Source organism: Micromonospora krabiensis, assembly GCF_900091425.1.
In the GTDB taxonomy this organism is placed as follows: Bacteria; Actinomycetota; Actinomycetes; order Mycobacteriales; family Micromonosporaceae; genus Micromonospora; species Micromonospora krabiensis.
The window spans coordinates 2,082,377-2,094,565 of sequence record NZ_LT598496.1; the positions used below are offsets into that span (position 1 = coordinate 2,082,377).

11 protein-coding genes are annotated in these 12,189 nt (G+C 73.0%); 9 read left to right on the top strand and 2 right to left on the bottom strand.

The window, feature by feature from the left end; all coding sequences use genetic code 11:
• Positions 1 to 271: 271 nt before the first annotated feature.
• On the bottom strand, positions 272 to 1,630 hold the full coding sequence (locus GA0070620_RS09240) for a glycoside hydrolase family protein (protein ID WP_197677575.1): 1,359 nt from the start codon (positions 1,628 to 1,630) through the stop codon (positions 272 to 274).
• Between the two features lie 382 nt (positions 1,631 to 2,012).
• Here GA0070620_RS09240 and GA0070620_RS09245 point away from each other — a divergent pair, with 382 nt between their 5' ends.
• The 9 genes from GA0070620_RS09245 (at position 2,013) to GA0070620_RS09285 (ending at position 11,182) form a co-directional block, all read left to right on the top strand.
• Positions 2,013 to 3,059: a LacI family DNA-binding transcriptional regulator gene (locus GA0070620_RS09245; RefSeq protein WP_091589472.1), complete on the top strand. Its 1,047-nt coding sequence runs from the start codon at positions 2,013 to 2,015 to the stop codon at positions 3,057 to 3,059.
• Positions 3,060 to 3,097: 38 nt separating this feature from the next.
• Complete coding sequence (locus GA0070620_RS09250; protein ID WP_091589473.1) at positions 3,098 to 4,693, top strand: FAD-dependent oxidoreductase; 1,596 nt, start codon at positions 3,098 to 3,100, stop codon at positions 4,691 to 4,693.
• A gap of 24 nt (positions 4,694 to 4,717) precedes the next feature.
• Complete coding sequence (locus tag GA0070620_RS09255; RefSeq protein WP_091589474.1) at positions 4,718 to 6,001, top strand: ABC transporter substrate-binding protein; 1,284 nt, start codon at positions 4,718 to 4,720, stop codon at positions 5,999 to 6,001.
• 12 nt (positions 6,002 to 6,013) lie between these two features.
• Positions 6,014 to 6,967 (top strand): carbohydrate ABC transporter permease, encoded by a 954-nt coding sequence (locus GA0070620_RS09260; RefSeq protein ID WP_091589475.1) that lies wholly within the window; start codon positions 6,014 to 6,016, stop codon positions 6,965 to 6,967.
• Complete coding sequence (locus GA0070620_RS09265) at positions 6,957 to 7,799, top strand: carbohydrate ABC transporter permease (RefSeq protein WP_091589476.1); 843 nt, start codon at positions 6,957 to 6,959, stop codon at positions 7,797 to 7,799. Before GA0070620_RS09260 ends, GA0070620_RS09265 begins: the two co-directional genes overlap by 11 nt.
• Entirely contained in the window at positions 7,796 to 8,695 is a 900-nt protein-coding gene (locus GA0070620_RS09270; protein WP_091589477.1) for an ROK family protein, read from the top strand. Before GA0070620_RS09265 ends, GA0070620_RS09270 begins: the two co-directional genes overlap by 4 nt.
• A gap of 84 nt (positions 8,696 to 8,779) precedes the next feature.
• Positions 8,780 to 9,463, top strand: a complete 684-nt coding sequence (locus GA0070620_RS09275) for an N-acetylmannosamine-6-phosphate 2-epimerase (RefSeq protein ID WP_091589478.1) — start codon at positions 8,780 to 8,782, stop codon at positions 9,461 to 9,463.
• A gap of 120 nt (positions 9,464 to 9,583) precedes the next feature.
• Complete coding sequence (locus GA0070620_RS09280; RefSeq protein ID WP_091589479.1) at positions 9,584 to 10,591, top strand: hypothetical protein; 1,008 nt, start codon at positions 9,584 to 9,586, stop codon at positions 10,589 to 10,591.
• Positions 10,592 to 10,747: 156 nt separating this feature from the next.
• Positions 10,748 to 11,182, top strand: coding sequence for a hypothetical protein (locus tag GA0070620_RS09285; protein WP_091589480.1), 435 nt, complete (start codon positions 10,748 to 10,750; stop codon positions 11,180 to 11,182).
• Between the two features lie 26 nt (positions 11,183 to 11,208).
• Here GA0070620_RS09285 and GA0070620_RS09290 read toward each other — a convergent pair whose 3' ends face one another.
• Positions 11,209 to 12,141 carry a diacylglycerol/lipid kinase family protein gene (locus tag GA0070620_RS09290; protein WP_091589481.1) on the bottom strand — a complete coding sequence of 311 codons (933 nt, stop codon included), beginning with the start codon at positions 12,139 to 12,141 and terminating at the stop codon, positions 11,209 to 11,211.
• Positions 12,142 to 12,189 lie beyond the last annotated feature (48 nt).

Below are 12,189 nucleotides of genomic sequence, written 5' to 3' on the forward strand. Positions count from 1 at the left end.
GGCGCGCTCGGGGTCTGCGAGCTCCATCCGGTGGGTCGCGGGCGGTCGTTGCGGCAACCGGGCACGCGACACGGTGAACGGGACAGGTGGTGAGAGCCGACCGCCGGGAAGACGCCGTGGCATCGCCGAAGTGCGACAGCATCCCGTGTCGGTGCGGTGGCGGTCGGTGAACTGAGGCCATCCTCAGCGCCGGCAGATCATCTGTCAATCCTCCACCGGAACGCCGACGGCCCGCAGTCCGATCGGACCGCGGGCCGTCTGGTGCGGACGGTCAGTGCCCGCCGCGGTCGTGCGGCACGGTGACGGCCACCGTGCAGCCGACCGGCCGGCCAATCTCGTCGTGCCCGGCGTAGGTCAGGGTGTAGACCCGGTCGCCGCCGTTGCCGGCGCGCTCCGCCCGCAGCCGCCCGGACAGATCCGGCGCGCCGACGGTGAAGTCGCTGACATCGGCGGCGTCGCCGCCGCTGACCCCGGTCAGGGCGAAGGCGCGCGGACCCAGGACGCCGTCGGGCAGGTCGACGGTCACGGCGACGTCAACCAGCCTGTGGTTCGGCGGCCAGAGCACCGGGCGGTCGACGGCGCAGTCCAGTTGGCGGGTCGGCACCGGCTCGGGCAGGGTCGCCACCGCGTGCGCGATGGTCGCGGTCAGCCGTCCGCCCGCCTCGTAGTACATGTGGACAGTGCGGCCGTCGAAGTAGAACGTCGGCGCCGCGGAGCGGCCCAGGTCGGGCGCGGTGTTCATCGAGTCGTGCACGACGCCCAGGTGGACCTCCCGGTCGAAGTCCTCGCCGACGTCCACGGCGTGCATGTTGCCATCGGCGGCGTGGTAGATGACCAGGTTGCGGTCCTGCCAGCGCAGGAAGAACGGGCCGGAGGCGTTCGGGCCCTCGTCGCCCTGCGGGGTCACCAGCGGATCGGGCTGGATGGTCCAGGTGCGGGCGTCGGGGGAGACCGCCCAACGGATCCGCCGGGATACCGGCCCGGTCGGGCCGGGCGCGGCCGCCGTCGGGTTGTCCATGAACACCATCAGGTACCGGCTGCCGAGTCGAGGGATCGCCTGCTCGAAGACCCGGGCGTACGACGTCTCGCCGCCGGTGGTCGCGTCCCGGCTCACGGCGGTGCCGCCGTAGCCGAAGTGAATGCCGTCGGCGGAGGTGGCGTACCGGGTGATCGAGTTCTCGCCATGGAAGTAGAGGAAGAGCTTGCCCTCGCCCTCGATCCAGACCGCGTGCGGTGAGGAGACGTGGCTGACCGTCGAGTAGTGCGGCAGCCAGGTATTGCTGATCAGCGGGTTGCCCGTGTACTCGGTCCATGGGCCGTCGATCGAGTCGGCGTACGCGAGGGCGATGCCGCCGGGCCGCTCGTGCGGGGCGTAGTAGAGGTAGTAGGCGCCGAGCGGGTTCGGGAAGTAGTCGGCGGCCCGGATGACGCTGGGGAAGATGAACTCGTTGGTCGGGTTGTAGGCGAGGTCGGCCTTGTCGAACGCGGTGCCCACGTAGCCGAACCGGGGAAAGTCGATCCCCGGCTCGTCGGCGGCGGCGGGGGCGCCGGCCACGGCGGTGACCAGCAGACCGACTCCGGCCGCGGCGAGGGCACGGCGCGCGGGTGCGGGGACACGGGTTCTCGTCATGCGTCTTCCTGTTCTCGGGACGGGATCGGCGCGGCGGTGGTGCGCAGCGCCGGGCGGGCGGCGGTGACGCTGGGTGAGGCGGGCACGGCGACGTCCGTCGGACGGTGGCCGACCCGACGAGGATGCTAATACGTATTATCAACCGTGTTTCTCGAATGTTGCTCGGCGGCGGGCGCGACTGTCAAGAGGGTGCGCCGGAATCCGTCGACAGTGCAGGGTTGAGCCGGCAGTCAATCCGGTCGTCTCGGCTAATACGCATTACTCCTGCGGGTTCACGTTCCCGAAATCTTCGTTCACCCCCTTGACACCGGCCGGGTCCGGCCGCGAGGCTCCTCCCTACACCGAGCGCTAATGCGTATTAGCGCCGTCGGAAGGAACCCCCGTGACCGCAATCCCTCGTCGCGTCACTCAACGTGACATCGCCCGGCTGGCCGGCGTCAGCCAGGCGACCGTGTCCCTGGTGCTCAACAACCGGGCCGACGCCGACGTGCGGATCGCCCCGGAGACCCGGGACCGGGTGCTGCGGGTGATCGCCGAGACCGGCTACGCCGCCGACCCGGTCGCCCGCCGGCTCGCCGCCCGCTTCAACCGGATCATCGGTGTCTTCACCTACGAGCCCGCCTTCCCCAGCGGCAGCCGGGACTTCTTCCACCCGTTCCTGCTCGGCATCGAGGAGTACGCCGAGCGAGCCGGCTGCGACCTGCTGCTCTTCACCAGCGCGCCGGTCGTCGACGGTCGACGGCGGATCTTCCACCAGGACAACCGGCTGCGCCTGGCCGACGGCTGCATCCTGCTCGGCCGCGAGATCGACGGCGCGGAGCTGCACCGGCTCAACCGTGACGGCTACCCGTACGTGGCGGTCGGTCGTCGCGACGACGCCGGCGGCCCGGTGCCCTACGTCGGCGCCGACTACGCCACCGCGGTCGGCCACCTCGTCGAGCGGGCCCTCGCCCACGGCCACCGCCGGCTGACCTACCTCAGCATGGGTACCAGGGCGGAGTCCTCCGAGGACCGCCGCCGCGGCTACCTGGCGGCCTCGGCTCCCGCCGAGAGTGCCCGCGACCGCCCGGCCGCCGCCGACGACGCCGACGCGGTCCTCGACGACCTGCTGGCCGACGGGACCACGGTCGCCCTCGTGGAGGACTTCGCCACCGCGGTGGCGGTGGAGCGCGCCGCCCGCCGGCGCGGGCTCACCGTCCCGGGCGACCTGTCGCTGCTCACCCTCGGCGACCCGACCTCCCCCGTCCCGGCCGACCTGGTCTTCACCGGCTTCCACATCCCGCGTGAAGAGATGGGCCGGCAGGCGGTCGAGGTGCTCACCCACGTCATCGACGGCAGCGCCAGCGGCATCCAGCAGCGGCTGCTGCCCTGCGAACTCGTCGAGGGGGCCACCCTCGGCGCCCCCGAACCGGCGGTCGGCCGCCCCTGAGCGGCGACCGCGCAACTGGAAGGAAGCACGTGGCACAGATGCGAGCGGACGTCCTCGTCGTCGGTGGCGGGTTGGGTGGTGTGGCGGCGGCTCTCGCCGCCGCCCGCGCCGGCCGGTCCGTCATCCTGACCGAGGAGTTCGACTGGCTCGGCGGGCAGTTGACCAGCCAGGCGGTCCCGCCGGACGAGCACTCCTGGATCGAGCAGTTCGGGGCCACCGCCAGCTACCGGGCGCTGCGCAACGGGATCCGGAACTACTACCGGCGGCACTACCCCCTCACCGAGCGGTCCCGCGCCTGGACCGACCTCAACCCGGGCGCCGGCTGGGTCAGCCGGCTCTGTCACGAGCCCCGGGTCGCCGTCGCGGTCCTCGAGGAGATGCTCGCGCCGTACCGGGGCTCGAGCCGGCTCACCGTGCTCCAGCCGTACCGGCCGGTGGCGGTGGAGACCGACGGGGACCGGGTGATCGGCGTGACCGTGGCGCACCGCGACCGGGACGAGCGGATCGACCTGACCGCCCCGTACGTGCTGGACGCCACCGAGACCGGCGAGCTGCTGCCGCTGTCCGGCACGGAGTACGTGACCGGGTTCGAGTCGCGGGCCGAGACCGGCGAGCCGAGCGCGCCCGCCGAGGCGCAGCCGATGAACATGCAGGCCGTCTCGGTGTGCTTCGCCCTCGACCACGTCGACGGCGACCACACCATCGACCGCCCGGCCGGGTACGACTTCTGGCGCGACTACAAGCCGGACTTCTGGGGTGACCGGCTGCTCTCCTGGCGCTCCCCCCACCCGCGCACCTTGGAGATCGTCGAGCGCAGCTTCACCCCCAACCCGGACGACGACCCCCTCGCGGTCAACGCCGACCAGCGGCTCAACCCGGGCGACGGCAACCTGTGGACGTTCCGGCGCATCGCCGCCCGGCGCAACTTCACCGACGGCGTGTACGGCAGCGACATCACCCTGGTCAACTGGCCGATGATCGACTACTTCGAGGGCCCGGTCATCGACGTGCCGAACGCGTCCTGGCACCTGTCCAAGGCGCGGGAGCTGTCCTACTCGGTCCTGTACTGGCTGCAGACCGAGGCGCCGCGGCCCGACGGCGGCACCGGGTTCCCCGGGCTGCGCCTGCGCGGCGACGTGACCGGCAGCCGGGACGGCCTGGCCCAGGCCCCGTACATCCGGGAGTCGCGCCGTATCCGCGCCGAATACACGGTGGTGGAGCAGGACCTGTCGCTGGCCGTGCGCGGCAGCCACGGCGCCGTGCACTACGACGACGCGGTCGGCGTCGGGATGTACCGCATCGACCTGCACCCGTCGACCGGCGGCGACAACTACATCGACGTCGGCTCCTGCCCCTTCGAGATCCCGCTCGGCGCGCTGATCCCGCAGCGGGTGGAGAACCTGCTGCCCGCCGGCAAGAACATCGGCACCACGCACGTCACCAACGGCAGCTACCGGCTGCACCCGGTCGAGTGGAACGTCGGCGAGGTCGCCGGTCTGCTGGCCGACTTCTGTCTGGCGCGGGGCGAGTCCCCGCGCGCGGTCCGCGGCACCCCCAGCCTGCTGGCCGAATTCCAGGACCGCATCTCGTCGGCCGGCGTGGAGCTGCGCTGGCCGTCGATCGCGGGCTACTGACAACCCCCCGGTGAGGAGATGATTGTGAAGACAGGAAAGGGCCTGCGGCTCGCCGCCGCGGCACTGGCCGGCGCCCTCGCGCTGTCCGCCTGTGGCGGCGGTGGTGACGAGGCGGCGGACGGCCCGGCCAGCCTGCGGGTGACGGTGTGGTCGGCCAACGAGGCGCACCTGAAGCTGTTCAACGAGATCGCCGACGAGTACCGCAAGAGCCACCCGAACGTCAGCGCCATCACCTTCGACCCGCTGCCGTTCGAGAACTACACCACCACCCTCACCACGCAGATCGCCGGTGGCAACGCCCCCGACCTGGCGTGGGTGTTCGAGAACTCCGCCTCCGACTTCGTCACCTCCGGCGCGCTGCTGCCGCTGGACGACACGCTGAAGAAGGCCGAGGGCTACCAGTACGACGACATCTCGCCCGCCACCCTGAAGCTCTGGCAGGACGGCGGCAAGCTGTACGCCTACCCGTTCTCCACCTCGCCGTTCGGCGTCTTCGTCAACACCGACCAGGTCAAGAAGGCCGGGCAGAAGACCCCGGCCGAGCTGATCGCCGCCGGCCAGTGGACGTGGGAGAACGCCCTCGCCACGGCCGCGGCCACCGCGAGGTCCACCGGCAAGGCCGGGCTGGTGATCCGGGACTTCGACTACAAGGGCTGGGACAACCTGTCCACCTTCTGGACCGGGTGGGGCGCCCAGGCGTGGAGCGAGGACGGGCAGTCCTGCGGCTTCGCCGCCCCGGAGATGGTCGACGCGATGACCACCCTGCACAAGGCGATCTTCACCGACAAGGCGCTGCCCGGACCGGGGACGACCGCCGACTTCTTCGCCGGTGACGCGGCCATGACGGTCACCCAGATCTCCCGCGCCTCCCTGCTCAAGGACGACGGGTTCGGCTGGGACCTGGTGCCGCTGCCGGCCGGCCCGAAGGGTGACTACGCCGTGGTCGGCCAGGCCGGCATCGGGGTGTTCAAGAAGAGCAAGCACGCCGACGCTGCGGCGGACTTCCTCGCCTACCTCACCAACCCGACCAACTCGGCGAAGCTGGCGCAGTTCTTCCCGCCGCCGCGGCAGTCCCAGCTGACCGCGGAGACCCTGGCCAAGACGAACCCGAAGCTCAAGCCCGAGCAGCTCCAGAAGGTGGTCATCGACGGCATCACCTCCGGTGTGGTGAAGCCGAGCCACGCGGGTCAGGCCGAGCTGAGCCAGCAGGTGCGGGCGGCGCTCGACCCGCTGTGGAAGGCGGACGCGGACGTGAAGACCGTCCTCGACGGCGTCTGCGCCAAGATCCAGCCGATGCTGGCGAAGTAGGGCAGCCGGATCATGTCCCAGACGGACACCAGGGTGGGCGAGGCGCAGGCCCCGCCCGCCCTGGGCCCCGCCCCACGGCGACCCTGGTGGACCAGCCGCCGCCGCGACCAGCTCGCCGGTTACCTCTTCGTGGCCCCGCAACTGCTCGGCAGCCTCGTCTTCGTGATCCTGCCGCTCGTGCTGGTGGTCTGGTACAGCCTGCACGAGTGGAACGTGCTCGCCGGCACGTTCGACTTCGTGGGCGCGGAGAACTACCGCGACCTCGCCGACGACCCCAACCTCGGGTCGGTGCTGCGGGCCACCGGGCTGTTCTCCGTGGGCCTCGTGGTGCTCAACCTCGGCCTGGCGCTGCTGCTCGCCGTCCTGCTCAACCAGAAGCTGCGCGGCACCATCGTGTTCCGGACCCTGTTCTTCTCCCCCGTCGTCGTCTCCCTGGTGGCCTGGACCATCGTGTGGGGCTTCCTGCTAGAGGACAACGGCGGCGTCAACGGCCTGCTGGACACCATCGGCGTGGACGGGCCGAACTGGCTGCGCGGCGAGGGCACCGCGATGCTGTCGGTGATCGTCGTGCAGGTGTTCAAGAACGTCGGACTGAACATGGTGCTGTTCCTCGCCGCCCTCCAGGGCGTGCCGGCGGAACTGTACGAGGCCGCCGAGGTCGACGGCGCGAGCCGGCTGCGCCAGTTCTGGCGGATCACCGTGCCGCTGATCAGCCCGACCATCCTGCTCACCTCGATCATCACGGTGGTCGGCTCGTTGCAGGTCTTCGCGCAGATCGCGGTGCTCACCCAGGGCGGACCGGGCACCTCGACCACCGTGCTCGTCTACTACCTGTACCAACAGGCGTTCCAGTTCCATCACTTCGGCTACGGCGCAACCCTGTCGATCCTGCTGTTCGGCATCGTCCTCGCGCTGACGGTGCTGCAGTGGCAGATGCGCAAGAGGTGGGTCTTCCATGAGTCGTGACCTGTCGCCCCGCACCAAGCTGGTGCTCTACGGGGTGCTGCTGGTGCTGGCGATCCCGTTCGTCTTCCCGACCTGGTGGATGGTCACCTCGTCGCTGAAGCCGGTGTCGGACATCTTCGCGTTCCCGCCGCAGCTGCTGCCCGTGCACCCGCGGCTCGACGCGTACCAGCGGGTGTTCGAGTTGCAGCCGTTCGGCCGGCAGTACCTGAACAGCCTCTACATCGCGCTGGTCGTCACCGTCGGCACCCTCGCCGTGTCGGCGCTGTCCGGGTACGCCTTCGCGCGAATCCGGTTCCGGGGCCAGAACGTGCTGTTCCTGGTCGTGCTCGCCGGCCTGCTCATCCCGAGCGAGGTCACGATCGTGCCGCTGTTCCAGATGTTCTTCAAGCTCGGCCTGATCGACACGCACTGGCCGCTGATCCTGGTGCCGATCCTCGGCGCGCCGAGCGTGCTGGCGACGTTCATCATGCGGCAGTTCTTCATCAGCCTGCCCGGTGAGCTGGAGGAGGCGGCGCGCGTCGACGGGCTGGGCCGGTTCGCGACCTTCTGGAAGATCGCCCTGCCGCTGTCCCGGCCCGCCCTGGGCGCCGTCGCCATCTTCACCTTCCTGCACAGCTGGAACCTCTACCTGGAGCCGATCGTGTTCCTCTCCTCCCCGGAGAAGTTCACCCTGCCCCAGGCGCTCACCCAGTTCGTCGACGCGTACGGCGGACCGATGTGGAACGTCCAACTGGCCGCCGCGTCGATGACCGCGCTGCCGGTACTGGTGGTGTTCGTCCTCGCGCAGAAGCAGTTCGTCGAGGGCCTGGCGCACACCGGCCTGAAGGGATGAGCGACCGGGTCGTCGGCCTGGACATCGGTGGCACCAAGACCGTCGCGGCACTGGTCGACCCGGCCGGCGTGGTGCTAGACCGCCGGCGGGCGCCCACGCCCGCCCGGTCCGGGCCGACGGCCGTGCTGGACACCGCCGCGCGCCTCGCCGCCGACCTGCTCCCGGCCGCCGGCGCCGGGCCGGTCGGGGTGGGCACCGCCGGCACCGTCGACCCGGCCACCGGCACCATCCGGTACGCGACCGACAGCCTGCCGGGCTGGACCGGCACCCCGGTCGCCGAAGAGCTGGCCCACCGGCTCGATCGCCCGGTGCGCGTCACCAACGACGTGCACGCCGCCGCACTCGGCGAGTGCTGGGTCGGCGCCGGGCGGGACAGCACCGACGTGCTGCTGGTCGCGGTGGGCACCGGGCTCGGCGGGGCGGTGGTCCGGGACGGCCGCGTCGAGACCGGCGCCCGGGGCGGCGCCGGGGCGGTGGCCCACCTACCGGTGCCGGGCGCCGAGCGGCTGCGCTGCGGCTGCGGCCGGTACGGCCACCTGGAGGCCGTCGCCTCCGGCACGGGCCTCGCCGCCGCGTACGCCGAGGAGACCGGCGAACGGCTCAGCGGCCGGACGGTCGCCGAGCGTGCGGCCGCCGGCGAGCCCACCGCGGCGCGGGTGGTCGAACGGGCCGGCAGCGCACTGGGCCGCGCCCTTGCGGGGCTGGTCGCCCTGCTCGACCCGGTGACCGTGCTCGTCGCCGGTGGTGCCGCCGGGGCGCTGCTGCCCGCCGCCTCGACCGCCTACACCGCCGACCTGCCGGCGGCGTGGGCCCACGTGCCGCTGCGGCCCGCCGGCCTCGGTGAGGACGCGGTCGCCGTCGGCGCGGCCCGGCTGGCGATCCACCCGCGAGCCTGACAACCCGTGCCGCCGCGCCGTGGCCACGGACGTGATCGGACGGCGACGCACCCGCGCCGCCGCGAGCAAGGAGGAGACCCAACGGTGAACGCGTTCGACGACCTGGCCGGCGGCCTGGTGGTGTCCTGCCAGCCGCTGGTCGACGACCCGGACGACCCGATGCGGGACGCGTACGTGCAGGCACGGGTGGCGGCCGCCGTCGTCCGGGGCGGCGCGGTCGCGGTCCGCGCCAACGGGCCCGAGGACGTACGCGCCATCCGCGCGGCGGTCGACGTGCCGGTGATCGGCCTGCACAAGGACGGCCACGCGGACGTCTTCATCACCCCGACCGCAGCGCACGCCGTCGAGATCGCGATGGCCGGGGCCCACATCGTCGCGGTCGACGCCACCGACCGGCCCCGCCCCGACGGGCGGACGTTCGTGGACACCGTCCGGGCGCTGCGGGAGCACACCGACGCCCTCGTGCTCGCCGACGTCTCCACCGTCGCCGAGGGGGTGGCCGCCGTCGAGGCCGGCGCGGACGCCGTGGCCACCACCCTGTCCGGCTACACCGCGGCCAGCCCGCGCACCGACGGGCCCGACCTCGCCCTGGTCGCCAGGCTCGCCGCCGCGGTGCCGGTCCCGGTGCTGGCCGAGGGCCGGTACCGGGACGTGGAGCAGATCGGGCGGGCGTTCGCGGCGGGCGCCCACGCCGTCGTGATGGGCAACGCCGTCACCTCGCCGCTGTGGATCACCCGTCGGCTGGTGTCCGCGATCCGCCCCGCCTGACCGCGCCCGGTGGCCACGCCGGGGCAACCCGCGTGACCCGCCGTGTTCACGGCCGGCGCGCGGTGACCGACCTAAGGTTGGCGTCGGGGCGCCAACCTCCCCGCCCCGCTGGAGGTGCTCGTGGGCCGGCCCGTACTCACGATCGACGAGGTCGCCGCCTGGTCGGGGCCACCGCTGGTCCTCTTCGTCGGGATCGACACCGGCGGCTCCCTGGTCCACCGCGTCTTCGGGCGGTGGGCGCGGGAGCTGGGGCAGCCGTGGACCCTGCGCGGCGTGGACCTGCCGCCGGACACGCCCCCGGCGACGTACCGCCGGCTCGTCCGGGCCATGCGGGACAACCCGGCGGTGCGGGGCGGGATCGTCACCGCGCACAAGCTCCGCCTCCACCGCGCCTGCGCCGCCGAGCTCGACGGCGCCGACCGGCTCGTCGGCCTCACCCACGAGGTGAACACCCTCGCGACGGCCGACGGCGCCGTCACCGCGTACGCCCGCGACGCGGTGTCCCTGGCCCACGTCCTGCCGCGCCTGCTGCGGCACAGCTCCGCGCGCGACCGCACCGGGCTGCACGTCCTCTGCCTCGGCGCCGGCGGCGCGGCGACCGCGCTGCTGCTCACGCTGCACCTCGACATCGACGCGGTCGCGGGCGCCCGGGGGCCCGTCGACTCGCCGGCGCGGGTCACGTTCACCGACACCCGTCCGGAGGCGCTCGACGACCTCCGGCGCGTCGCCGAGCGGGCCGGCGTCGCGAACGCGCGGCTGTCGTACGTGCCGGTCGGCGCCCCGGCGGACCACGACGCCCTACTCGCCGACCTGCCCACCCCGGCGCTGGTGGTCAACGCGACCGGCCTGGGCAAGGACGCGCCGGGCAGCCCGCTCACCGACACCGCGCCGCTGACCCCGGACACGGTGGCCTGGGACCTCAACTACCGCGGCGACCTCACCTTCCTCCGGCAGGCCGTCGAGGCGGGGGCCCACCCGGTGGACGGCTGGGACTACTTCGTGGCCGGCTGGGCCGGTGGGTTGACCGCGATCGCCGGGATCCCGCTCACCGATGCGCTGCTGGCCCGGCTCGCCGACGCCGCGGCCGCCCACCGCCCGCACCTCGCCGGCAGCACGACCTTCCGGTAGCCGCACCCGCGGCCTCGGCGACATCCGCGCGTCGCCACCGGGGTTTGCGGACGCGGGTCAGGGGAAGACCCGCGCGATCGGGACGGCCGAGGGACCGGCTGCGCCCGGCGTCCGGCGACGCTGACCGTGCCGGGGCAGACCGGAGGAGGAACGAGGATGACCGCAGGCAGGAGCGCCGTACCGGCGGGCAGCCGACCGACCGGGGCCCGCAAGTCCACCGGGGCGAAGAAGGCCCCGATGAGCCGGAAGGCAGCCGCGAAGAAGGTCGCCACCGCCACCAAGCGGGCCAGCGGGGCGAGCGCGGCGAAGAGCCCGGGCGGGAAGCCCACGGCGACCACCGCACGGGTGGCGCGGAAGAAGGACACCGCCGCGACCACCGCCACACCGACCCGCAAGCCGACCGCGAAGGCGGCCGCCGCGAAGAACGCCCCGCCGAAGAAGGCGACGGCGACCCGGGCGGCGACGAAGAAGGCCGCGGCGAAGAAGGCGGCACCCACCCGCGCGCGTACTACGTCCGCCACGCGGGCACCGGCGAAGAAGGCGACCACGATGGAGTCCTTCGGCAATCGGCGTACGCCCCGCAAGGCCTGACCCGGCGGCCCCGGGACACGGGCCGGTCAGCCGGTCGGCTCGGGGCAGCAGACGGTGAGCGCCCCGGGCACCGACCGCACCTTGAGCTTGCGGACCGCGCCACGCGCCCCGCCGTCCAGCTCGTACGTGCGCGGGGCGGCGAAGCGGACCGTCACCTTGCGCCCGCGGGTGATCCGGACGAACGGTGACTCCTCCGAGCGGCCGGCGGCCATCCGGCTCAGGGTGCGGGCCCAGTCGATCGCCCCGTTGGCCGTCGACACGCCCACCTCCAGGCACCCGTCGTCCGGGCGGGCGTCGTCGAAGGCCGGGATGCCGCCGGTGATCGTGCCGACGTTGCCGAACAGCACGCAGCTCGCCTCACCCTCGAACCAGGTGCTGCCGTCCACCCGGATCCGGGTCGCCACCAGCTCGCCCCGCACGTGACGCAGCCCCGTCCAGGCGTACGCCAGCCGGCCGAAGCGGCCCTTGAGGTCCCGGTCCGCCTCGCGGATCAGGTCGCCGTCGAACCCGGCGCCGGCCATCACCGCGAAGTGCTCCCCGTTGAGGCGGCCGAGGTCGAGCCGGCGGCGTCGGCCGTGCAGACCGATCCGCACCGCCTCCGCCAGGTCCTCGGGGATGCCGAGGTTGGCGGCGAAGAGGTTCGCGGTGCCGGCGGGCAGGATCGCCATCGGGGTCCCCGAGCCGGCGAGCGTGTCCGCGCAGCGCTGCACCATGCCGTCCCCGCCCCAGACGAAGACCAGCTCGGCGCCCTTCTGCACCGCCTTGCGGACCTTCTTCGGCGCCTTGCGGCTCTTCGGCACCTCGTACCAGAGCAGGTCGTCCACGCCCGCGCCGGCGAGGGTGGCCCGCAGCTCGTCGAGGCCGCCGCCGAGGGTCTTGCGGCGGTGGGCGACGACCGCGACGGTGCCCAGCCGGCCGGTGGCGGTCCGGGGTGTCGTGGGGGCGGTGCTCGTGCTCATGGCCGCCGGTGTTACCCAGACCTCCGCCCGTCCACGCCTCGGGCCGGT